This is a genomic window from Pseudomonas entomophila, from assembly GCF_018417595.1.
GTDB classification, from domain to species: domain Bacteria; phylum Pseudomonadota; class Gammaproteobacteria; order Pseudomonadales; family Pseudomonadaceae; genus Aquipseudomonas; species Aquipseudomonas entomophila_C.
In genome coordinates, this window is the sequence record NZ_CP070982.1 from 3,484,246 (window position 1) to 3,508,160 (window position 23,915).

Here is a 23,915-nt window from a genome sequence, read left to right on the forward strand (position 1 = left end):
CAACCTGATAATCATACCGAGCAGTCATCCGATCTGCGCACGTGGTCGATGCCTGTGATGAAAGAGCATGGGATCAGCCGTCAGTCCCCATACAACTGTCTTCATACCTATGCGACAATGCGCGCAATGTTCGGCCTCAACCCCCGCATTTTTCGCCCAACAGCTCGGGCACTGCGTGCAAATGCGCTCATCGGCGCATGCACGCTGGATTGACTCGTCCAACGACTGGCAGGAGCACGAAACACTCCAGATTGGTCCGTAGCTGCTAAGACGCCACGTAAGTTATTGATAGGTAAGCGCATTGATCTCCACTGCTAATATCACCATGCAGTTCGGCTCCAAGCCGCTGTTCGAGAACGTCTCGGTCAAATTCAACAACGGCAACCGCTACGGCCTGATCGGCGCCAACGGTTGCGGCAAGTCGACCTTCATGAAGATCCTCGGCGGCGACCTTGAGCCGTCCGGCGGCCAGGTGATGCTCGAGCCGAACACCCGCCTGGGCAAGCTGCGCCAGGATCAGTTCGCCTATGAAGAATTCACCGTGATCGACACCGTGATCATGGGCCACGAGCAACTGTGGAAGGTCAAGGCCGAGCGCGACCGCATCTACTCGCTGGCGGAAATGACCGAAGAAGACGGCATGGCTGTCGCCGAGCTGGAAACCGAGTTCGCCGAGATGGACGGCTACACCGCCGAATCCCGCGCCGGCGAACTGCTGCTGGGCCTGGGCATCCCCCTGGAACAACACTTCGGCCCGATGAGCGAAGTGGCCCCAGGCTGGAAACTGCGCGTGCTGCTGGCCCAGGCGCTGTTCTCCGACCCGGACGTGCTGCTGCTCGACGAACCAACCAACCACCTGGACATCAACACCATCCGCTGGCTGGAAACGATCCTCACGGCGCGTAACAGCACCATGATCATCATTTCCCACGACCGTCACTTCCTCAACAGCGTCTGCACCCACATGGCCGACCTGGACTACGGCGAGCTGCGCGTGTTCCCGGGCAACTACGACGAGTACATGACCGCGGCCACCCAGGCCCGCGAGCAGCTGCTGTCGGACAACGCCAAGAAGAAAGCCCAGATCGCCGAGCTGCAGACCTTCGTCAGCCGCTTCTCGGCCAACGCCTCCAAAGCCAAGCAAGCCACCTCGCGCGCCAAGCAGATCGACAAGATCCAGCTGGCCGAGGTCAAACCCTCGAGCCGGGTCAGCCCGTTCATCCGCTTCGAGCAGACCAAGAAACTGCACCGCCAGGCCGTCACCGTCGAGAAGATGGCCAAGGCCTTCGACGACAAGGTGCTGTTCAAGGACTTCAGCTTCGCCATCGAAGCCGGTGAGCGCGTGGCGATCATCGGCCCCAACGGCATCGGCAAGACTACCCTGCTGCGTACCCTGGTCGGTGAAATGACCCCGGACAAGGGCGAAGTGAAGTGGACCGACAGCGCCGAAGTGGGCTACTACGCCCAGGACCACGCCCACGACTTCGAGGACGACGTCACCCTGTTCGACTGGATGGGCCAGTGGACCAGCGGTGAGCAGGTGATCCGCGGTACTCTCGGGCGCATGCTGTTCTCCAACGACGAGATCCTCAAGTCGGTGAAGGTGATTTCCGGTGGTGAACAGGGCCGCATGCTGTTCGGCAAGCTGATCCTGCAGAAACCCAACGTGCTGGTGATGGACGAACCGACCAACCACCTGGACATGGAGTCGATCGAAGCGCTGAACCTGGCGCTGGAGAACTACCCGGGCACCCTGCTGTTCGTCAGCCATGACCGGGAGTTCGTATCGTCGCTGGCTACCCGCATCATCGAGCTGACGCCTGACGGGGTGGTGGACTTCAGCGGGACTTACGACGATTACCTGCGTAGTCAGGGTGTGCTGGTCTGACCTGACGCCATGGTTGTCGCGTAGCGTGATCCGACCGTTCGCCGGCAAGCCGGCGAACGGCCCCACTCAAAGTAACAGGTTGCCCCGCTCCTCCTCGGTCAACTGGGCTTTCGCCCGTTCATCCAGCGCACCGGCCCCCAGCACCTGCACCGGGCTCTGGCGGCTGTACTGCGGGTTGAGGCTCGCCCCGTCCTGCCCCGGCACCAACCGCTCCCCACCAAAGCCCAACACCTGCACGGTAATCACCGACGGCTGCCGCGCCCTGGCGGCCGATTGTTGTTGACGGCCAACCTCCTCCGCCGCCTGGGTGGCCGATGAAGCCGCCGCGCTGGCCGAGGCGATCGCCCCGGTGTTCACCGAAGCCACCACCGGCATGCCTTTGGTATCGCCCTGGACCTGGATGTTGGCGGCGTTGACCACCTGCAACGCGGCGATGTTGACGTTGCCCGACACGCGAATCCCCGCCTCGCCGGCATCGATGGTGCCCAACGGCGCGATCAGGTCGATGTCGCCCGGCGGCACCTCGGCGATCGGGTTGAGCGTGGCGATACCGGCACCGGTGCTGGGTACGCTCGGCGCCAGGCCGACGTTGCCCCACAGGTCGTAGGTACGCTTGGGCGGGGTGTAGACCACGGTGGTCTTCGAGCCGCGGCCGGCGTTGATGTCACCGGTGGCCGACCAGCCGAGGATCGAGCCGCCGAAGGTGGTCATGATGCGGCTCTGGCCAAGCAGGATGCTGCCCTGGGCATAAAGTTGAATATCGCCGCTGCCCTGGGTGATCACCCCGGCACTGGCAGGCGGTGCCTCGCCCTCGACGCCGAACACCTGCTGGCCGCCCGGGGTCAGCACCTGGATATCGCCACCGAAGTCGGTGTGGATGCCGGCACCTGCGTAGAACGTGGCGTTGCCGCCGTAGAGGATCGGATTGCCGGCCACATCCCGTTCGGGGAACAGTGCGGCAATGGCCTGGCGCCCGCGCAGGTAGCTGCCGGTGCGCGGGCCGTCGAGGTCGTTGTACTCACGCCCGCCTTCACGCAGTTCGGCGAAATACACCTGGCGGGCGAAGATGCGCTGCTGCTCGCTCGGCAGCGTGGCAAACAATGCCCGGGCCGCTTCGCCATCACCCTCGAAGGCGAAGCGCTCGCGCAACCAGGCCTGCAACGCCTGCTCGTAGACCTTCACCACCTTGTCCGGTTGCCCACTCAACGGCTGCGAGGGGTTGGCCTGGCGCGCCGGGTCCAGGTAGCGCCGCAGCAAGCCGGCATAGTCCGGCCCCTGCCTGCCTGCGCCGACAATCAGCGCGATGGAGGCGCCATCGCTGCCTGTGTCGCCGCCGCCGACCCGGCCGATGCTGTTGATCGCCGCTTCCTGGTACAACGAACCCACGCCCTGCCCCGACTGGAACAGGTTGCGCCCGGCCACCACTTCCAGCAGCCCGGGGCCTGCGACGTTGAAGGTGCTCAGGCGAATATCGCGCCCCGCGCTGACCAACGACACATCATTGCGGTCAGCGTGGATGATCAAGTTGCCGGTGGATTGCACCAAGCCCTGGTTGCTGAACCGCGCATGGGCCAGCGTGCTCGGTGCATCGCGCCGCCCGCCCAGGGGCACGCCGGCATTGACGATGTCGCGCCCGGCCATGATCCGCGTGGGCCCTGCGCCCTGGTACAGCTTCAGGCCGCTGCCGGTGAAAGTGATCAGCTCGCCGGTGTTCAGGCCGACGATGTCGCCCTGCAACGCATAGAAGCGCGAAGGTGCACGCGGATCCGCCCCCGCGAGCGAGTAGGTGTTCAAGCCATAGCTGTACAACGGGAAGCTGCCCCGTTCGCCGGCCAGGTCACCATGCAGGTTGCCGGCCTTGACCTGGCCACTGGTCAACCGGCCCAGGAACGCCGGACGCTCCGGTGTGGCGACCGGTGTGCTGTCGGTGCCGGCCTGGCTGATCACGTAGCCACCGGCGTAGATCGAGTTGCCGGCCAGCAGTTGCAGTTCGCTGTTGGCCGACGGCGCGGTCATCAATGAGTAGGGTGAGCTCTGGGCAATGCCGATGTCAGCGGCGGAGCTGCCGTAGTACAGGCTGCCATTGGCCGCGACCGCGCGCAGGGCGGTCGGATAGAACAGGCGCCCACCGTCGAGCGACAGGTTGACGCTGGCACTTCTGCTTTCGTACGGCGCCACCACCGGCACCAGGTTGCCGCCCGCGCTGAGCAGGTCGACCGAGGTGTCCGCTCGCCACAGCGAGAACCAACTGAAGCCATCGGCCTTGTAGGCCCGGCCATCGTCGCCCGTGAACGGCGACGTGTTGTACTGCGCCACCCGGCCGGCATCGCCGACTCCTTGCACCACCACATCGCCACGCGCCTGCAGGCGCACCGCACTGTCGCCCGGCGCCAACAGCAACCCGCCAAGCGCGCTGGCGCGAGTGGCGGTGTAAGGGTCGTAGGCGCGGGACTCGTGGGTATCGTGGAAGCTGTTGTAGCTGCCGTACTGCTGCTGGATCACCCCGACACTCGCCGCCTCGACGCCCAGGGCGCCGCGCAGGTTGACCAGGGCACCGGCCAGGTCCGCATTGGCCTTGGCGGCCTCGACTGCGGCCAGCCCCGGGTTGAGGCCGCCGCCCACGCGCAGGTCCAGGTCGCCGCCACCGGTCTGCACCACCTGACCATCGGCAGCGACCCGTCCGCTGCTGGCCACCACCAGGTTCAGGCCCTGGCTGCGCTCGATGGTGGACAGCTGCGCGCCGCTGGCCTGCAGCAAACCCGCATCCCCCGCCACCGAGACGGCCAGGTTGCCGCCGCCCAAGGTACCGATGCCGGTGAACCCGACCAGCCACGGGTCGACGGGGTCTGCGCCAGGCTTCTGCGCATAGGTGCCGAAGTTGATGCCCCAGGCGGCCGGCGTTCCCGCCGCGCGCTGGCCCTGACGCCACAGCCAGCTACCGACGGCGGCCGTGGCCTGCTGAGGACGAACGCCGCCCGCCTCCTGTTTGCCGACCATCAGGTTGCCGGTCAGGTTGCCACCTGCCTCGATGCGCACGTTACCGCCCTGCTCGGGGTACCAGGCACGGAAATGCTGCGCGGTCACCGCCTCATAAGTGGCGCCGGGCGCGCCCAGCAGCGAGCCGTCGGCTTGCTGGCCGCGGGCGATCAGGTACGGATCGCGACCATCGACGAGCATCGGCGGGGCCTGGGTGCCGGCGGTATAGACGCCGAACAGCGAATCCATGCGCCAGTCGCCGGCACTGATCAGGTCCAGGTCGCCGGTGCCGGTACGCAGCACGCTGAACAACTGGGTGGTCGGCGTGACCACGATGCGTTCGGGCTCGGGCTTCGGCTGGCCGGGGTCGTCGATTTCACGGCACCAGTCGGGCACCAGCTGGCAGAACACCAGCTGGTCCTCGGTCACCGGATCGCCAGCCGGGAAGCCTGCGCCGTTGTCCGGCGCCCAGACGATGAGCTTCTTCGGCGGCGCGGCCACGCACCAGTCGGGAACCAATTCGCAGAACACCAGTTGGTCTTCGGTTACCGGGTCGCCGGCCGGGAAGCCCGCGCCATTGTCCGGTGCCCAGACCATGCCGGTGCCCGGCGCAGGGCCGCCGCCACCGGTCTTGACCTGGCCGGCGATGTAATGCTGGTCGGCCAGGCGCAGTAGGCCGGCATCCGGCTCCGGACGGGTCAGGCGATTGTCGGCGGCGTCCAGGTCGGCACCGGCCACCAGGCGCATCGACCACGATTGCGAGCCCTGCGGCAACATCTGCGCCAGCGCCCAGTTGCGGCCCTGCTGGCCATTGACCCTGGGGCGCAACTCGACCAGGTCGACGCCTTCGGCCAGTTTCACCTCGGTGCCGGCCGGCAGCCGGGAACCGGCGGCCAGCGGCAAGGCCCCCCGCTGGCCGAGGCCGCCCTCGGGCAAGGTGATGCCCTTGTTCCAGGTGCCGCCCTGCACCGTCACCGCCACCGGCAGGCGGCTGCCGGCTTCCAGGCGGCTGCCCTGGGCCAGGGTGACCGCCTCCTTGAGCAAGGTACCGGCGGTGTACTGCAGGTTGCCCGCCTTGTCGTACACCGCCGCGTCGAGCACGGTGCCGGCAGGCAGGTCCAGCGCCGCCGCCAGGTACAGCGCGCTGGGCAGGCGGGTGTTGGCCGACAAGGTGGTGTCGGCGAACGGCAGGTCGAAATTGAGCACGCTGCCGCCCGGGTAGCGCGTGCCTTCAGCCAGTTCGACACCGCCGCGCGGGATCACCAGGTCGCTGTCGAAGGGCTGCTTGCCCGGCAGCAGCAACCAGCCACGGCCATCCATGCGCGCCTCGTCGCTGGCGAACTCCGGCGGCGCGAAACCGTCGTTGATGCTGCCGTAGATCTCCAGGTTGCCGCCGGCACGCAGCACCAGGTTGCCGACCTCGCCCGAGCCATAGGCCAGGGTTTTCTGGAAGGCCGGGTTGAGGCTGGCGTAGCGATGGCCGGACAGGTCCAGGTCGCCCTGGACGATCAGGTCGGTAGCGCTGTCGACGGTGGCGATCTCCACCCCCGGGCGCAGGTGCAAGGCCTGGGCATAGGTGCTGTTGTTCAGCCCGGCCAGGCGGTTGTCGAGCAGGTCGCGGTTACCCAGCAGGGCATTGATGAACAACTCGCTGCGCTGGTGCTTGGCATCGAGGTAGGCCTGGTCGATGGACTGGAACGGCCTGCCACTGGCCGCGACACCGCCCGTGGGCGCGTCGGTGTAGCGCTGGCTGCCCACCACCGCGATGCTGCGCGCCCCGAGAATGTTCAACGGCCCACGGGCTTCGATGGCGATGTCACCGGCGATATCGCTTGCCAGCCTTGGGGCGGTCAGTTGCAAAGTACCGAGTGCGCGTCCGTCATGCTGGCCGGGGCCGCTGCCGGTGCTGGCCGTGGTGCCATGGCGCAGGTCGAAGGTCGCCCCGCTGGCCAGGGTCAGTTGCCCGTTGCCACTGTTCAGCTCGATCAATGCCCGGTTCGGCGCCTCGATGATCGCGCCACGGCTGTCGACCCGCAGCACGCTGCCATGGGCGTCCAGCTGGCCGTTGCCGGTCACGGTCAGGCCCTGTTTGGCGGCCAGGCGGATGCTGCCGACCTGCTCGCCGCTGGCATCGACCCGGCCGGCGACGGTCAGTTGGCCATTGTCGAGGGAAACGCTGATTTCATGGGCCTTGAGCTCGTTGCCGATCACCAGGTCGCCCTGCCGGATCTGGAACGCTCGGCCGCCGAACACCTGGTCACGGTTCAGGCGCTGATTGAGGCCGGCGAAGTCGTCCAGTTGCCGGGCGCGGATGTCCACCACGCCCTGGGCATAGGGCACCAGGGTGCCGCCGGCGTTGTAGCTGCCACTGGCGGCACCCAGGTTCTGCCCGAGCAGCACGACGCGCCCGCCCCGCTCACCCAGGGCGATCGCGCTCAAGCGCCCGGCGCGGTTGTTGCCGGCGCTCAGGTCGACCTGTGCGCCGGCAGCCTGGCGAATATCACCGTCGCGGCTGCGCAGCGCCAGGTCGCCGCCCCAGCTGTAGCGGGTCACATCGTTGAATGTCAGGGCACGGCCCGCCAGGTCGATCCGCGCGTGGTCGCCCAGGCTCAGATCGTCGTTGGCCTCGAGGCTCAGTTTGCCGCTGGGCAGGCTGAACGTACCGTCGATGGACAGGCGCTGGCCGCTCAAGGCCAGCTCCGCACCCAGGCTGTCACGAACACTGGCCAGGGCCGTGCCACCGCCCAGCACGGTCAGCTGGCCACCGGCGACGATGCGATTGACCGAGCCGGCGGCGCCGGTCCACAGCGGGGTGCTGACCAGCAGGTCGCCGCCACTGTACTGGAAGCCGCCGTCCACGAACGCGCCGCGCTGGTGATGAACGCGCAGGCTGCCCTTGTGGTTGGCGCTGATCTGGCGGCTGGCCTGCAGGGTGACGCGGGTGAAGCCCAGCACCTGGCGCGCCATGTCGTCGCTGCCCTGGGGTTGGCTGTTGGGGCCATAGCCGAATGCCAGGCTGCCGACCTGGATATCCAACACCCCGTCGCCGCTGCCGGCGCCCCCGGCGATGGGCGTGCCCGGCAAGTGGCGTGCGCCGTTCCAGATCAGGCTGTCGGTGCGCAGGGTGGCCCGGTCGCTGGCGCTGCCATGGCCGTAGATCGCCGGGGTGCCGAGGAGCAGGTCGTGCAGGCGATTGCGGCCGGTCTGGCGGTCATAGGTGTCCAGGGCGGTGGTGCCGAAGAAGTTCAGTGAATCGGCGGCCGACAAGCTCAGGGTTTCAAGGGCTGGCACGCCGGCCTGGGTGTCGCCGCGCAGCAGGCGGTCGAGCACGCCCTGGTTCAGGGTCAGCCCGTCTCCCAGGGTACCCGACGCCTCGGCGGCCGCCAGGGCCTCGGCGGAACCGACGTTGATGCGGCCCACCGCCAGCCCCAGGTGCCGGGTCCCGAAACGCACCTGTTCATCCAAGCTGAAGCGCTTGTCGGTGGCGGCGAACAGCGAACCTTCCGAATACAGCCGGGCGGTGCCCTGGCAGGCCCCGCTGGGGCAATCGCCGATCAGGATGCTGCCCGGCGCGAAGAGCTGTCCGGCCACCGCCGGCAGGACATCGAGCCGCCCGTTGGATACCGCCAGCAGGCCATGCTGGCTGGGATCGATGAGGAAACCGTCATTGGCATCGTAGGGCACCCGACCCTGGCCCAGGGTGTCGATGGCCGCGCCCTGCTCGACGATGATGCCGCCGCCGCTGCGGCTGGTCGAGAGGAACACCTCGCCCGCCCGCAGTTCAGCACCGGAGCGCACGCGGATGGCCGTGGTGTTTTCGCTGAGGCCAAGCATGTTGCCGCCCTGGCCATAGTTCACCTCCGGGCGAGCGCCGATGCTCAGGCGCGGTGCCTTCAGTGCGTTGAGCTCGCTGGCGAGCATCCGCGTCAAGTCAGCCGAGCCGGCCCGGCCGCTGCTCCCGGGGCCAAGGATTTCAAGGTGCTCCGCCCCCATCACCGTCGCGCTGCCCGGGCGCCCGCCCTCGCTGGCGGAGAAGTTGGCCTGCCCGGCAAACCGCAGGGTGCTGGCCGCATCGTCGTTGGCCCGCAGGCGCAAGGTCAGCCATTTGCCATCCGCTTCGAGCGCGGCGCGCGGCACGCCCTTGGCTGCGGCATCGGTGGCGACGAAACGGGCATAGGAGGTCTCGTTGTACTGGGCATAACGGCGCAAGGTGTCGGCGGCGGTAAGGATGACCTGGCTGGCGAGCGGCTGCCGGATGGTGGTGTTGGCCACCGACAGGCTGCCCGACGTACTCCAGGAGCCGTTGCGCATCGCCAGGCTGGTGGCCTGTGGCCCCGCCTGGGCCAAGCCGTTGAGTTCGACGCGGTAGGCGCCAGGCAGCAAGGCGTAGCTGGCCGGCAGCAAGGTGTAGGTGCCGGCGGCGAGCCCCGGCACGCCGTGGTCGAGGGTGATCCGCTGGCCGATGGCCGGGTCCATCGCGCCGGAGGCACCGGCCAGGGGCGCATAGTCCGGCGCCAGCCCCGGCACGATGGCGTAGACCGGGTTGCTCGCCAGCGACGGCAGCAACAGGCGGCCATTGTTGTCCAGCTGTACCAGCGGGTGGTAGCGCACATCGGTGGAGCCGCCGCGCCCCGAGACAAAGCCCGCACCGGTGAGCTCACCGCCACCGGACAGGTCGATCAGCGCCCCGGCCTGAACATCCACCTGCCGCGCCCCGAGCATGATGCCGTGGGACGTGTCGCCCGCCGCGCCGAGCAGGTTCACCGCCTTGCCGCCATACAGGTAGCTGAGCCCGTCGAGGGTGCCACCATATGGCATCTGCAGGCCTGTGGCGCTGACCGAGGTGAGGCTGCCCGGCAGCAACTTCAGCAGTTGCACATCCCCCGCCGAGGTCCGGGCTTCGGTGCCCAGGGCGACTTCACCGAGCGGTGCGCGGACCACCCCGCCCTGCTCCACGGTGCCCCCCTCCAGGTGCGCGCGACCAAACACCGACTGTGGCACCGCAGGCGTGGCAGTGCCGACCCGACCGATGCGCAGGGTCGCGTCCAGGCCGGCCGCGACAGCGCCGAACGCTTGCGTGACCGGGTAGATCTGCGCGGCGAGCAGTTCAAGGTCGGCGTTGCTGGTGAAGCGCCCGCGATCGACGGCCGGGTTGGAACTGCCCAGCAAGCGAATATCGCCTTCGCTGCGCAGGCGCCCCAGGGCGAAACCACGCCGGTCGAACTGCAGGCTCTGGCCGCCGGCCAGGTTCAGGCGCCCATGGGCGCCCAGGGTGACCTCGTCACGCAGGTCGAGCAGGTTGGCCTCGACCTGCAACAGCGCCTCGCTGGCGCGTTGCGACTGCCCGCCCTTGGCCGTGGGGCGCGTGGCCAGGTCGCTGCTCTGGTGCGTGCTGCCGGCCAGGCGCACGTATGGCGCGTGCAAACGTATCCGGGTGTCGCTGGCCGCGCCTTCGGCGAGCACCAGGGAGCCGGCGTACAGGCGCAGGTCCTGGGCCAGCCCCAGATCGACATCGCCGGCGAATGCCAACACACCGTCGCTGAGCAGCGCCAGGCTACCAAAACCGCCGGCCTGGACGCGCTCGATGCTCAAGCGCCCCTGGCCATAACGCAACGGCCCTTGCGCGGCCAGGCCGGTGTGCTGTTCGAGCACCAGTTCACGGGGCGCGACCAATCCGTCCACCAGCGCCCGGTTGAGGTACAGCCCGGTATCCAGCGCCACCGCCAGGCTGCCCGCCGCCGCGCCCTGGCCACCGGAGGCAGCGCTGAACTCGCCATCCAGGCGCAGGCCATTGTTCGACGCCAGGCTGATGCTGCCACCTGCACTGGCGACCTGCAGCGGCCCCTGGCCGCGTATATCGAGGGTCGCCTGGGCACCGTCGGCACGCAGCCGCGAGCCCTGCTCGAGCACCACGAACAGGTCGGCCGCCTCACTGACGCCCTTCGTTTGGTCGAGGCTGCCACCGATGACGATGCTGCCGCCGGCATCCACCCGGCCGTAGCGCCGCCCTTGGCTGTCCAAGGCGGTGTAGGCGCGACCGCCGACGTCGATCAACGCCTCGCCGCCCAAGTGGACCGAACGCTGATGGGGCGCCTCGGTGATACCGGAAGCTGCCAACGGCGGGCGCTCCTGCAACAGGCTCACCGCGCCGCCCGGCGCTTGCAGGCTGCCGTCCAGCGTCAGTTGCGCAGTACTGCGCAAGGCGATCGATTGCAGCGGGTCGACACTGATCACGGCGCCCCGGCCCACCACCAGTGCCGCCGCTTCGCGCTTGGCCTGGCCCAGCATCATATCGCCCGCCGCCAGGTTCAGGCTGGCACCGCCGCGCTGGCCAAGGCGGCCCTTGAGTGCGTCCTCCTGCAACAGCGGTGGCAACCACAGCTTGGGCTGGTCGAGCACCGCGTCACCGGCATCCAGCTGTTCCACCGGCCGGGTCACCTGCACCTGGCTGCCCTCTGCCACCGTCAGGCTGCCACTGGCCCGCACGTTGTACTGGGCAAAGCCCAGCGTGAAGAAGTCCTCGGGAAGATAGACACCGGCAGTCGCACCGCGCGGTCCACCGATTTGCACATTGCCACCGCGGATGTCGAGGGTGCCGGCCCCCGTGCTGCCATACCCTCGCAGCTCGCCACCGAGCTGCAACCGGCTGTTGCCATCGCTGCTCCCGGTACTGTCGAAAGAGGCCGTCTGCAAGGTGAGGTTGCCGCCGTTGCCGCCGAGCAGCCGGTTGCCATCGCCGCGCACCACGCCACCCGAGGCGTCGAGCAGGCTGCCCTGGCCCAGCAACAGGTCGCCGGTGCTGCGCAGCACCAGGTTGCCGCCATTGCGCCAGGCGCGCTCACTGGCCTCGCCGTGGTCGCTGCGCACGCCACTGGCATCCAGGCGTACGCCCGCCGCGACAACCACCTGCGCCCGCAGCCCCGCTGGCGTTGCCAGCGCCTGGTCGTTCAGCGCGCCGGCATTGAGCTGGCCAAGCACGTTGCCCAGGCGCAGCGTGCCGCCCCGGGCGACCAGATCGGCGTCGACCTGCACCTGGGTGCCGTGCAGCGCCAACTGCCCGCCATCGGCCAGGCGCAGGGCATCGGCGACTTCGACCCGTTCGCTGGCGGCCACGCTCAGGCCACCCAGGGCGAAACCATTGAGCAAGCCGGTGTCCAGCACCAGGCGACCACGCCGGGCTTCGACCAGCGGCGCCTGCAAGGTCACGCCCACGCTGTCGCCCCGGGCGCCGTCGCGTAGCAATACCTGGCGCAGTACCGGATACAGGCCATGGACCAGCTCCTTGGTCGACGCCTGGTACAACGGCACCTGCTGGCCAACGACCAGCTGCGCGCCACGCGCCTGGGCGGTATGCGCCTGCTGGTAGCCATCCAGCCCGGCCACGGGAGCCTGCTGCTGGCGCTGGTCACGCCAGGTGTCGCCGATCAGCTGGCCATCGAGCAGCGCGGCCTGGGTGGCGACCACCAGGCTGCCGGCATCGCGGCCCACGGTGTAGCCCTGCTCGAAACGCTGGCCCGGGGCGATCAGCGGGTTGTGGTACAGGCGGGTCTGGTTCCAGCGCGCGCTGTTCTGCTCGAAGCCCTGGTAGACACCGGTGTACAACAGGTCGCCCGGTGCACGGGACAGCTCGTACAGGTGGCCATCCTCGCCGCGCAGCCAGCTCTGGCGGATGACGCCGTCCTGCACCGCCAGGGTGCCGCCGGACAGGTTGAACCGGGCCCCCGTGCGGGTCACCAGGTCCTGGCCGGTGAAGGTCACCGTGCCGCCCTGGGCCATCCATTCGCCGACGCTGTGGTTGCGCGTACCCAGGTAACCGCCGACCTCCAGCAGGCCCCCCGCCGTGTACCAGCGCTCGCTGGCATAGCCATTGACCCCGGCGGCGACATGCACCAGTTCGCGCACGTCGACCCAGACATCGCTGTTGATCAGGCCGCCCTTGTCGCGGTTGCCGGCCGCGTCGCGCTGTTCGTTGCCCTGCACATTGATCTTGATGAGGTTGCTTTCCATCGCCACCTTGACGCCCAGGGCGCCAGCCACGTCGATGCCCGCGCCATCCTCCACCAGGCTGCGGCGGCCCGCGCTGACCGCTACCTGCCCGCCCGTGGCGAGCGTCAGCGATCCTTCCTGGAAGTGCACGGTGCCGCCGCTCACCGCCTCCACCCGCGACTGCTCGGGACGGTCGACGACCGTGCTGAGGTTGTCGAAACGGCCCGTGGCCAGGTTGCCTGTGCTGCCATTGACCAATGCCCGCGAGGCTTCGCGCTGGCTGTCCAGGGCGCTGCTGTCGTCGAGCAGCACGGCGGTCACGCTGCCCTGGCCGAAGGTCACGCTGCCTGTGCTGTCGCTGGCCGCGTTGAGCAGATGGATGCTGCCACGGCGGTCCACCGCGGTACTGGCCAGGGCCACGCCCTCCTGGCGCACCTGGTGGCCGGTCAGGGTGATGTCGCCGCCTGCGGCCTGGATCAGGCCACTGTTGACGACCGTGCCTGCGCCGCTGTCACCGCGCAGGCTGCTGGCCACTTCGTTGCCACGGGTGGTCGAGAACTGATTGGCCTCGGTACCCCGCCCCCGACGGATGTAGAAGTCGTCGCCCGCCGCCAGGGTAGTCTGCCCCTTGGGGCTGGCGACCTGGCCGTCGTTACGTACCTCGCTGCCCAGCAGCAGCACATAGCCGCCACCCGCGGTGGAGGTCGCAGGTTCCCGGGTGTGGATCTGCGCGCCGCGCTCGACCACTACCTTGCCACCGGCATTGACGAAGGTGGCCTGGCTGCCGCTGTTGTCGACATACAGCCCACGCTGGCTGAACTGCTCGTCACTGACCTGGGCCGCTGCGGCCACCAGGTTGCGCACGTTGACCTGGCTGGCGCCGTTGAACACCACGCCGTTACGGTTGACCAGCATCACCGTGCCGGCGGCTTCGATCTGGCCGTGGATCTGGCTGGGGCGGGCGTTGGGGTCGTTGACCCGGTTAAGCACGGCCCACTGCGCCTGCTGGTCGAAGGTCACGGTGGTGTCGCGGCCGACGTTGAACGTCTCCCAGTTGAGGATGGCCTTGTCCGCAGTCTGCTCGATGCGCACCTGGGTCTTGCCGCCGTTCTGGGCCTGCTGTGGGGCCTTGGCGTTGAGCCAGCCTTGGGTCAACGGGTTGTCGTCGACCTTCAGGCCGCCCTCGCCCAGGCCATTGGGCACCACCTGCGGCTGGACCTGGGCCAGGGTTCGTCCGTTGGCCTGTGCCGCTTGCTGCGCGGCGATGGCGGCGACCGTGTTGTTGAGGTTGCTGACCGAGTGCTGGAACTGCTGGTTGATGCGCTGCTGCTGGGCCAGGGGTGGTGGCGAGCCCGGCTGCGGCAGGCCAGCGCCCCCCCCTGTGGCCGCGGCCGGCGCGGTCGAGGCGCCCTTGGCGGCGAACCAGGCCGAGCTGAACGCCTGGCCCGCCTGGGCGCTGCCCGCCAGCAGGAACAAAGCAATGGCCTGGGCCAGGGGCTTGAGCAGCAGGGGTTCGCCGCAAGACTTGCCACGCGGTTGCACGGCTGGGGCTGGAGAGGCTGGCTGGGGCATGCCGCGCGACATCGCTTCGGTTCCTTGTGCTGGGGATGGCGGCGGTGATGCCGCTTTGCCATAAGGCGCTTGGAGCGGTAGGGGACCGAAGGTTTGTCATGCAAAGTTCATGTGCTTGCGCTAGGGGATGTCGAGGTGATCGACAGGAGGGTTTTAGCGCTCGATCTCCAGGGCGCCGCAAGCCCCCCGCCGAAAACCTGGCAAGACCAACACAAAAACCGGCAGTGCCCTAAAGGCCACTGCCGGCTCCCCGCCAAGACGGAGGGGGGATTCAGCGCCCCGTATTACAGGCGGCCAATCCCGTTGCAGACCGCGCTGTTGTTGATATCCAGGCCATCACCATAGGTGTTGTCCAGGAACACCTTCTTGATCTCGGCGGCATAGCTGGCCGGCAGGTTGACGAAGGTGTGGGCGGTGATCAGGGTCGACTTGCTGCCGCTGTACAGGTCGTTCAGGAAGCCACGCACGGCGGAGGCGTCGGCGGCGTCCTTGTAGCACTGGCCAACCAGCAGGTTGGTGTAACCCACGATCGGGTAGCCGGAGGTCGGTACCGGGCGGTCACCCGCGGCGGAGCCGAAGGTCGGCACCCACTTGCCAGGCTGGACACGGTCGGCAAACGTGGCCGGGGCCACGGCGGTGCCGAGTGCGGTCTGGGCGTTGGCGGCGGTCGGCAGCGGCGCGGTGCCGGCGGCTACCGGGTTCTTGCTGACGCGGGCGACCACGGCGTTGTTGCCCGGGTTGACGTAGTCAGGGCTGATGTAGCCGATGCTGCCATCGGTGGCGTTGACCTGGGTCATGACGTCGCCGCTGCCGGCAACGCCTTTCCAGGTGGCAGGCACGGCAGTGAGCTTGGCGCTGGAGAAGGTGCTGCTGACCTTGAACTGGGTCGGGCAGGAATCGTTCAGGAAGCGAGTCAGCAACTCGGTGGTGCCGCTGCTGCCGGAGCGATAGACGATGGTGATCGGGGTGTTGTCGGCGGTGTTGAGCAACTGGCCCCAGGTGGTGGCCGAGCCCGAGAACGCAGCGCACAGCTGGGCACCACTCAGTTGCAGGGTGGTGTTGCCGGCTTTCTTGTAGGGAATGGTCACCGAGGTACCCACCGACGGAATCTGGATCAGCTTGCCCCAGGCACCGCCACGCGCCGCGTCGGCGTTGTAATCGCTGATCTCGGTGGCGCTGAGTACCGAGTCGCTGCCGGCGTATTCGACGTTGGCGCCGGCCTGGTTGACCGCGCCGCCGTTGTTGAACAGGAAGGCGGTCTTGCCGCCGCCGCTACCAACGCCGACATAGGTGAAACCGGCGGGCAGGATGCCGGCCAGGGCGCCTTTGCCGTTGTACAGCGGCTCAGGCAAGGTGGCACCGCCACCGACAACGGCGGCCATGGATTGGGCCGAAGCCAGGGTAGCAGCCACCAGGGAGGCGGCGATCACAGTACGCTTAAACATGAAGCAATCTCCTATCGTCGTGTTCATACGTTGAGTGGGTCGCGCATTGCATGGCCACAGGCCGCACACCCCGATCCAGAGGGGTTGAAGACCTGTCCACGGCGCCAACATTCGCAGTTTGTGGTGACAGGGAAAGGAAAAAACATCGGGAGTTCAGCGAGGTTTTTCTCGGGACTGCGAGGCTGATCAGCAGCTGTTTTGCGGGGTGTTTCAAGCAAGCGCAGGCACACCGGGAGCGCCGCCTCCAGAGGATCGCGCCAAGGGACTCGGGAGGTCGGCAGGCGCACCGTGCGAGGCGAAAATCGATTACCATCGCCACCTTGTGCGAACCGGTGGTCCGGCACCGAACGAAGCGGCGAAAGGAACCTTGAAGATGCAGCGAATGATCCAGTTCGTGGCGGTGGTCGTGGCATGCACGCTCATCGGCGTGGCATGCGAGCACTACGGCGTGAACCAGTACCTGAAGTGGTTGTTGATGAGCCTGCCGGCGATTGTCTGGGTACGCCTGCGCAATCCGGCGAAGGGCTGACCCATGCCGCGCCTGTTGAAGCTGCTGTTCCCCGTGTTGTTGCTCGCCGCCCTTGCCGCGTGCGACCAGAAACCTTCCCGCGAGGAAAAGATCCTCGCCAACCTGCCGCTTCAGGAAGCCTACGACCACAACATCGAGCGCATGGCCCAACTGCTGGCGATGACCCACGCCCAGCTGCCTGAAAACACGATCAAGGAAGTGCTGCGCAAGCACCTGACCGTCGCGGACCAACGCCAGGACCTGTTCAAGCTCTACAGCGAAGCGCATTTCAGCGACGCCGAGTTCGACCGCATCGTCGAAGTGACCCGCGACCCGGCCAAGGCCAAGGCGCTGGCCGAGACCGATGAAGGCAAGCGCCTGAGCGACAAGCTGACCGGTTTCATGCGTGAAAGCGCCAACGACCCCAAGGTGCAGGCAGTCGCCGAAGAGCGCATGCAACAGGTGGAGGACGAACTGAAATCCCTGGAGCAGGCACCTTGACCCCACCCAGGCCTTGAGGCGGCACATCCGCCTCTTCCTGCATCGCGTAGCCGCTGATTCCCATGGCCGAATACCACCATTAGGCGTAAGGTTGATCACCTTTTCGCCCGCCAGTGAGACCAGGATTGCCACACGCCAAGCACGGACTGCGCCTGGACCTGCGCACGCTCATCTTCGTTCTCTGCGCCCTCACCGCCCTGGTGATGCTGCTGACCAGCTATTTCGCCAGCTACCGGGTGCAGCGCCAGTTGCTGATCGACCACTCGCTGGAAGCCAACCGCGTGTATGCCGCCAAGCTGGCCGCGATCACCGAGACGTTCCTGGGCAACGCCCTGCAACAGTTGGCCTTCAGCGCTGGTGTGCAGGGTCGCCAACTGGGAGACAGCGCCGCCCTGCAAGCGGAGACCGAACGCGTGCTGCACCAGAGTAACGCCTTCAACTCCACGTTCCTGATCGATGCCCAGGGCACCCTGCGGGCGATCTCGCCGGCGCCGCTGCGCCACCTCGTCGGCACCCTGTCCACCTCGCCCGGCGCCCAGGAGGCGCTGCGCGAACGCCGCACGCTGGTGTCGACGGCCTTTCTGTCAGCCGCCAACAACCTGGTGGTGGTGCTGTCGCAGCCGATCTACGATGCCAACGGCCAGTACCAGGGCTATGTCGGCGGCAGCCTGTACCTGCGCGAGCACAACATCCTCACCAGCCTGCTGGGCGAGCACTACTACCAGGATGGCTCCTACCTCTACGTGGTCGACCGCAACCGTCGCCTGCTGTATCACCCCGAGACACGGCGCGTGGGCACCCAGGTGACCGGCAACACGCTGATCGACCAGCTCGGTGAGCTGCATGAGGGCACGCGCCGGGTGGTCAACAGCCAGGGCGTGGAAATGCTCGCCGGCTTCGCCACGGTGCCCAGCACCGGCTGGGGCGTGGTGGCGCAGCAGCCGCTGACGGCGACGGTCGCCCCGCTGCGCCACCTGGTGCTCAGCGTGGTCGGCATTTCCGCGCCGCTGGCGTTGCTCGGTTGCCTGCTGCTGTGGTGGCTGGCGCTGGTCATCGTGCGCCCGCTGTGGCAACTGGCCGGTGCGGCCCGGGGCCTGGACCGCGTCGGCACCGCCGAGCGCATTCACCGGGTGCGTGCCTGGTACTTCGAGGCCGCCGAGCTCAAGCGCGCCCTGCTGTTCGGCCTCAACCTGCTGCAGGAGCGCATCGGCCGGCTCAACCGCGATGCCCAGACCGATCCGCTGACCGAGCTGGTCAACCGCCGCGGGCTGGAGTTCGCCTTGTCGCTGCTGCAGGCCGAAGGGCGCGACTTTGCCGCCATCGTGCTCGATGTGGATCATTTCAAGCGGGTCAACGATGGCCATGGCCATGAAGTCGGCGACGCGGTGCTGCGCCACCTGGCCGAGCTGATGCGCGGGGCTTGTCGCGAAGGGGATGTGTTGTGCAGGACCGGGGGCGAGGAGTTCCTGATGCTGCTGCCGGGCGCCAGCCTGGAGGCGGCCGTGGCCGTGGCCGAGCGCCTGCGGCTGGCGGTGCAGAATACCGCCATTGCACCGGTGGGCGGCGTCACCGTCTCGCTGGGCGTGGCGCGCTGGCAGGCTGCGCCCGACAGCGAGCCTGGCGCCACCCTCAAAGCAGCGGACCGGGCGCTGTACCAGGCCAAGCGCACGGGTCGCAATCGGGTTTGCAGCCTTCAGAACGAACGCTGAGCCCCGCAGGAGCGGATTCATCCGCGATGCGCCGCGCGGGCGGCGCACGATCTCATAGGCGCCGAAACTCTCCCGGCGAACACCTTGGAAGGGCCAGGCTTCGTCAATTCAAAACTCGACGAAATCGCTTTTCGCGCCCAGGCTGCTGGGGTGGCCAGCAAAGCCCTGGACAACGACAAGAAGCCACCGAGCGAGCCCATGAACATCCTCTACGACGAACGCATCGACGGGCCAATGCCCTGCGTGGACAAGGCCGCGCTACTGGCGGCCCTGCGCACCGCCCTGCCCGACCTGGACATCCTCCACCGCATCGAAGACCTCAAACCCTACGAATGCGACGGCCTCTCGGCCTACCGCACGCTGCCGCTGCTGGTGGCGCTGCCCGAACGCCTCGACCAGGTGCAGGCACTGCTGCGCCTGTGCCACCAGCGCGGCGTGCCAGTGGTCGCGCGCGGTGCCGGCACCGGCCTGTCCGGTGGCGCCCTGCCCCTGAGCCAGGGCGTCCTGCTGGTGATGGCGCGCTTCAACCGCATTCTCGAAATCAATCCCCAGGGCCGCTTCGCCCGCCTCCAGCCGGGCGTGCGCAACCTGGCGATCTCCCAGGCGGCGGCGCCGTTCGGGCTGTACTACGCCCCCGACCCGTCCTCGCAGATCGCCTGCTCGATCGGCGGCAACGTCGCCGAAAACGCCGGTGGCGTGCATTGCCTGAAATACGGCCTGACCGTGCACAACCTGCTCAAGGTCGAGATCCTCACGGTCGAAGGCGAGCGCCTGGTGCTCGGCGGCGACACCCTGGACAGCCCGGGCTTCGACCTGCTGGCACTGTTCACCGGTTCAGAAGGCCTGCTTGGGATCGTCACCGAAGTGACCGTCAAGCTGCTGCCCAGGCCACAGGTGGCGCGGGTGCTGCTGGCCAGTTTCGACGATGTCGGCCAGGCCGGCCGGGCGGTGGCCGAGATCATCGCCGCCGGGATCATCCCTGGTGGCCTGGAGATGATGGACAACCTGGCGATCCGCGCCGCCGAGGACTTCATCCACGCCGGCTACCCAGTGGACGCCGCGGCGATCCTGCTGTGCGAGCTGGACGGCGTCGAGGCCGACGTGCAGGACGACTGTGCCCGGGTCGACGCCGTATTGCGCGCGGCCGGCGCCCGCGAGGTGCGCCTGGCCTGCGACGAAGCCGAACGCGTGCGCTTCTGGGCCGGGCGCAAGAACGCTTTCCCGGCGGTGGGCCGGATTTCACCGGACTATTACTGCATGGACGGCACCATCCCCCGCCGCGAACTGCCCAAGGTGCTGCAAGGCATCGCCGCGCTCTCCCGCGAATATGGGTTGCGGGTGGCCAATGTGTTCCACGCCGGCGACGGCAACATGCACCCGCTGATCCTGTTCGACGCCAACCTGCCCGGCGAGCTGCAGCGGGCCGAAGCCCTCGGTGGGCGGATCCTCGAACTGTGCGTGGCGGTGGGCGGCAGCATCACCGGCGAGCACGGCGTGGGCCGCGAGAAGATCAACCAGATGTGCGCGCAGTTCAACGCCGATGAAATCACCCTGTTCCAAGGGGTCAAGGCAGCCTTCGACCCTCGTGGCCTGCTCAACCCCGGCAAGAACATCCCCACCCTGCACCGCTGCGCCGAGTTCGGCGCCCTGCACGTGCACCATGGGCAACTGCCCTTCCCCGACCTGGAGCGGTTCTGATGAGCATGGACCGCGATATCAGCCAGGACCTGCTGGCGCAGATCAACCAGGCACTGAGCCAGGGCACCGCGCTGCGCATCCAGGGGGGCAACAGCAAAGCCAGGCTCGGCCGCCCAATCGACGGCGAAGTGATCGATACCCGCGGCCACCGTGGCATCGTCAGCTACGACCCGACCGAGCTGGTGCTGACCGCCCGTGCCGGCACGCCGCTGCGGGACATCGAGGCCACCTTGCAGGCGGCCGGGCAGATGCTGCCCTGCGAACCCCCGCACCTGGGGCCCCACGCCACCCTCGGCGGCATGCTCGCGGCGGGCCTGTCGGGGCCTCGGCGCCCCTGGGCCGGCGCGGTACGCGACCACGTATTGGGCACGCGCCTGATCACTGGCCACGGCAAGCTGCTGCGTTTTGGCGGCGAGGTGATGAAGAACGTCGCAGGCTTCGATGTCTCGCGCCTGATGGCCGGCAGTTTCGGCTGCCTCGGGCTGATCACCGAAGTGTCTTTGAAGGTACTGCCCCGCCCTCGCCAATGCCTCAGCCTGCGCTTGGAGCTGCCGCGGCACCAGGCCCTGGCCGAACTGGCCGAATGGGGCCAGCAACCCTTGCCGATCAGCGCCGCCTGCCATGATGGCGAGGCGCTCTACCTGCGCCTCGAAGGCGGTGAAGGGTCTGTGCGCTCGGCCCGCGAACGCCTGGGCGCAGAGGAGGTGGACAATGCTTTCTGGCACGACCTGCGCGAACAGCGCCTGGCGTTTTTCCAGGATCCGGCGCCACTCTGGCGGCTGTCACTGCCCAACGCCACGCCCGAAATCGAGTTGCCCGGGCAGCAGTTGCTCGACTGGGGAGGCGCCCAGCGTTGGCTGACGTCGGATGCGCCGGCAGCGGTCATTCGCGCTCAGCTCGCGCGGTTCGGTGGCCACGCCACCGCCTACACCCCCGGTGACGACAGTGCCGCCCCGCTGCCCGCGGCGTTGATGCGCTACCACCAGGCGTTGAAACGGCAACTCGACCCCCGGGGCATCTTCAACCCCGGGCGCCTGTACCCGGACCTGTGAGGCCACGCCATGCAAACCCACCTGAGCGACGCCGCCCGGCAACTGCCCCGTGGCGAAGAAGCCGAAAGCATCCTGCGCAGCTGCGTGCACTGCGGCTTCTGCACGGCCACCTGCCCCACCTATCAGTTGCTCGGCGATGAGCTGGACGGCCCGCGCGGGCGCATCTACCTGATCAAGCAGGTGCTCGAAGGCGAGCCGGTCAGCGCCAGCACCCAGCTGCACCTGGATCGCTGCCTGAGCTGCCGCAATTGTGAGACGACCTGCCCGTCCGGGGTGAAGTACCACGACCTGCTCGACATCGGCCGTGCCGTGGTCGACCAGCAGGTGCCACGCCCCATCGGCCAGCGCTTGTTGCGTGGCGCGCTGCGCGCAGTGGTGCCTCGCCCTGCCGCGTTCAAGGCGCTGCTGCTTGCCGGCCAGGCCTTGCGCCCGCTACTGCCGGCCGAGCTCAAGGCCAAGCTGCCTGCCGTGGTCGATGCGCCAAGGCAACGCCCACGCGTGCGCCACAGCCGTCGCGTGCTGCTGCTCGAAGGCTGCGTCCAACAGGCCCTGTCGCCCAACACCAACGCTGCCGCCGCGCGCCTGCTCGACCGCTTGGGCATCAGCGTCGAGCCCGCCCGCGAGGCCGGTTGCTGCGGTGCGGTGGACTATCACCTGGACGCCCAGGCGCAGGGGCTGCAACGCGCCCGGAACACTATCGACGCCTGGTGGCCCGCCATCGAGGCCGGCGCCGAAGCCATCGTGCAGACCGCCAGCGGCTGCGGCGCCTTTGTGCGCGACTACGGGCACCTGCTGGAGAGGGACCCGCATTATGCCGCCAAGGCGGCGCGGGTCAGCGCACTGTCTCGCGACCTGGTACAGGTGCTGCAGGCCGAGCCACTGGAGCGCCTGGGCCTGTGCGCCGAACAGCGCCTGGCCTTCCACTGCCCGTGCACCCTGCAGCACGCCCTCAAGCTGGGTGGCGCGGTGGAAAGCCTGTTGACCCGCCTCGGTTTCCACCTCACGCCAGTGCCCGATGGCCACCTGTGCTGCGGTTCGGCGGGCACCTATTCGCTGACCCAGCCGGCGCTGTCACGCCAACTGCGCGACAACCGCCTCAATGCCCTGGAAAGCGGCAACCCCGAGGTCATCGCCACCGCCAATATCGGCTGCCAGCTGCACCTGGACGGTGCTGGGCGCACGCCCGTGCGGCACTGGATCGAAATCGTCGAGGCCGCCCTCGACCAGGAGGTGCTGCAAGGAGGCCTGTAGGAGCGGCTTCAGCCGCGATGCAGGCGACGCGGTCCTGGTACCTGCGTCGCGGGTGATCGCGGCTAAAGCCGCTCCTACAGAGGTCGCGCCAAATCAGCCGACCATGAGGATGGCTTGACCTATCCACTCAATCTCCCTGGTCGATCACCAGCGGCTCGCCGATGGCATAGAAATGCCCACCCGCCACGTAATGCAGGCTGCGCCACTCGGGGTCGGCATGCTCATAGGCCCAGTGCCCGTCGCGAAACACACGGTCGTCGGCCCAGGCCGCAACCACTTCGCCAATGAACAGGTCGTAGGCCTGCTGGTTATGCGGCTCGTCGATCACCCGGCACATCAGCCAGGCCGAGCAGCCGTTCACCAGCGGCGCCGGGTAGCCGTCGATCCGTGCCAGCCCGACACCCAGGCGCGCCAGCTTGTCGGGCTGGTCGAGCAGGCTGTGGTTGCCCACCTGGTGCGTGAGCCGGGCCTGGGCGGCATTGGGCACCTGCAACACGAACCAGCCACTGCCCTCCACCAACTGGCGGGTGCGGGTGGCCTTGTCGAGGACCACGGTCACCTTGGGCGGGTCGAAATCCAGGGCACAGGCCCAGGCGGCGGCCATGACGTTGTCGACACCGCCGTGGCTGGCCGAGACCAGCACGGTCGGCCCATGGTTGAGCAAGCGGTAGGCCTTTTTCAGGTCGACGGGCTGGAAGTGGCTGTTCATGGGGCAGACCTCGGCAATGTGCAACAGCGAAAGTGCGATTGTGCAGCACACCCGCACCTGGCCACCAGCGTCGTGCCGAGCTGACGCGGATCAAGGCGTCGAGCACATGCCTGCTTGTAATTTAGGAAACTTCCTACTGCGATCACAGACGCTTCGTAATTGTCGCCCCCCATGGGCGACACCATCATCCGCCCTGGAGACGTTACGGCCAACAGGTGGCCAACCCTTTCCAGACAAGGCCAGACCATGCCCAGACACGACCAGCCCACCCGCGAACTGCGCCACACCCTGCGCCAGCTCATGGCCCACGAAGTCAGCAACCCCGACGACAACCCGCACCTGTCCGGTGTGCGCTTCTTCTGCGCCACCGATGAACACACCCGGCAACTGATCGAGCGCGTCGAACTGCTGGCCAGCGAGGCCTTCTTCGACCCCCATGGCCGCGCCATCCCGGCACGCATGCGCGACGCCGCGATCGATGGCGTGCGCATCAGGCAGAAGCGCAAGGCGCCCGCCGACGAAACGGTGATCCGTATCGCCCTGCCCCAGAAGGGCTACATCACCGTCAGCGCCACCAGGCTCTGATCACCCGGCCCTCTTGCGGCTTGCGCCGTGAACCC

At 68.0% G+C, this 23,915-nt stretch carries 11 protein-coding genes; 8 read left to right on the plus strand and 3 right to left on the minus strand.

From position 1 onward, the window contains the following. Window positions 1-301: 301 nt before the first annotated feature. A complete protein-coding gene (locus JYG34_RS15215) occupies window positions 302-1,888 on the plus strand; it encodes an ABC-F family ATPase (RefSeq protein ID WP_213657230.1) in 1,587 nt (528 codons plus the stop codon). Window positions 1,889-1,954: 66 nt separating this feature from the next. Here JYG34_RS15215 and JYG34_RS15220 read toward each other — a convergent pair whose 3' ends face one another. Beyond that, the gene (locus JYG34_RS15220) at window positions 1,955-14,434 is read right to left on the minus strand and encodes a filamentous hemagglutinin family protein (protein WP_213657231.1); all 12,480 of its coding nucleotides are present in this window, start codon (window positions 14,432-14,434) and stop codon (window positions 1,955-1,957) included. 272 nt (window positions 14,435-14,706) lie between these two features. Beyond that, the gene (locus tag JYG34_RS15225; RefSeq protein WP_213657232.1) at window positions 14,707-15,867 is read right to left on the minus strand and encodes a substrate-binding domain-containing protein; all 1,161 of its coding nucleotides are present in this window, start codon (window positions 15,865-15,867) and stop codon (window positions 14,707-14,709) included. Between the two features lie 373 nt (window positions 15,868-16,240). Between JYG34_RS15225 and JYG34_RS15230 the strand changes: the two genes are divergently transcribed. From JYG34_RS15230 to glcF, 6 genes are all read left to right on the plus strand, one after another. Beyond that, window positions 16,241-16,396 (plus strand): hypothetical protein, encoded by a 156-nt coding sequence (locus JYG34_RS15230; protein WP_213657233.1) that lies wholly within the window; start codon window positions 16,241-16,243, stop codon window positions 16,394-16,396. 3 nt (window positions 16,397-16,399) lie between these two features. Next, complete coding sequence (locus JYG34_RS15235; RefSeq protein ID WP_213657234.1) at window positions 16,400-16,876, plus strand: hypothetical protein; 477 nt, start codon at window positions 16,400-16,402, stop codon at window positions 16,874-16,876. 125 nt (window positions 16,877-17,001) lie between these two features. Beyond that, complete coding sequence (locus JYG34_RS15240; protein ID WP_213657235.1) at window positions 17,002-18,585, plus strand: GGDEF domain-containing protein; 1,584 nt, start codon at window positions 17,002-17,004, stop codon at window positions 18,583-18,585. Window positions 18,586-18,783: 198 nt separating this feature from the next. Next, complete coding sequence (gene glcD, locus JYG34_RS15245; protein ID WP_213661196.1) at window positions 18,784-20,283, plus strand: glycolate oxidase subunit GlcD; 1,500 nt, start codon at window positions 18,784-18,786, stop codon at window positions 20,281-20,283. After that, on the plus strand, window positions 20,283-21,335 hold the full coding sequence (glcE, locus tag JYG34_RS15250; RefSeq protein ID WP_213657236.1) for a glycolate oxidase subunit GlcE: 1,053 nt from the start codon (window positions 20,283-20,285) through the stop codon (window positions 21,333-21,335). The genes glcD and glcE overlap by 1 nt, the downstream gene beginning before the upstream one ends. 9 nt (window positions 21,336-21,344) lie before the next feature. Beyond that, window positions 21,345-22,586, plus strand: a complete 1,242-nt coding sequence (gene glcF, locus JYG34_RS15255) for a glycolate oxidase subunit GlcF (protein ID WP_213657237.1) — start codon at window positions 21,345-21,347, stop codon at window positions 22,584-22,586. Between the two features lie 127 nt (window positions 22,587-22,713). On the opposite strand, the gene JYG34_RS15260 is transcribed toward glcF, so the two are convergent. Further along, the gene (locus JYG34_RS15260) at window positions 22,714-23,295 is read right to left on the minus strand and encodes a flavin reductase family protein (RefSeq protein WP_213657238.1); all 582 of its coding nucleotides are present in this window, start codon (window positions 23,293-23,295) and stop codon (window positions 22,714-22,716) included. A 246-nt stretch (window positions 23,296-23,541) separates the two neighbouring features. Here JYG34_RS15260 and JYG34_RS15265 point away from each other — a divergent pair, with 246 nt between their 5' ends. Next, a complete protein-coding gene (locus JYG34_RS15265) occupies window positions 23,542-23,880 on the plus strand; it encodes a hypothetical protein (RefSeq protein WP_213657239.1) in 339 nt (112 codons plus the stop codon). Window positions 23,881-23,915: the final 35 nt, after the last annotated feature.

Bases quoted from the DNA above. Each gene is read 5' to 3' on its own strand.
- glcE (WP_213657236.1), top strand. From the start codon at position 20,283: ATGAGCATGGACCGCGATATCAGCCAGGACCTGCTGGCGCAGATCAAC.
- JYG34_RS15230 (WP_213657233.1), top strand. From the start codon at position 16,241: ATGCAGCGAATGATCCAGTTCGTGGCGGTGGTCGTGGCATGCACGCTC.
- glcF (WP_213657237.1), top strand. From the start codon at position 21,345: ATGCAAACCCACCTGAGCGACGCCGCCCGGCAACTGCCCCGTGGCGAA.
- JYG34_RS15265 (WP_213657239.1), top strand. From the start codon at position 23,542: ATGCCCAGACACGACCAGCCCACCCGCGAACTGCGCCACACCCTGCGC.
- JYG34_RS15225 (WP_213657232.1), bottom strand. From the start codon at position 15,867: ATGTTTAAGCGTACTGTGATCGCCGCCTCCCTGGTGGCTGCTACCCTG.
- JYG34_RS15260 (WP_213657238.1), bottom strand. From the start codon at position 23,295: ATGAACAGCCACTTCCAGCCCGTCGACCTGAAAAAGGCCTACCGCTTG.
- JYG34_RS15235 (WP_213657234.1), top strand. From the start codon at position 16,400: ATGCCGCGCCTGTTGAAGCTGCTGTTCCCCGTGTTGTTGCTCGCCGCC.
- JYG34_RS15220 (WP_213657231.1), bottom strand. From the start codon at position 14,434: ATGTCGCGCGGCATGCCCCAGCCAGCCTCTCCAGCCCCAGCCGTGCAA.
- glcD (WP_213661196.1), top strand. From the start codon at position 18,784: ATGAACATCCTCTACGACGAACGCATCGACGGGCCAATGCCCTGCGTG.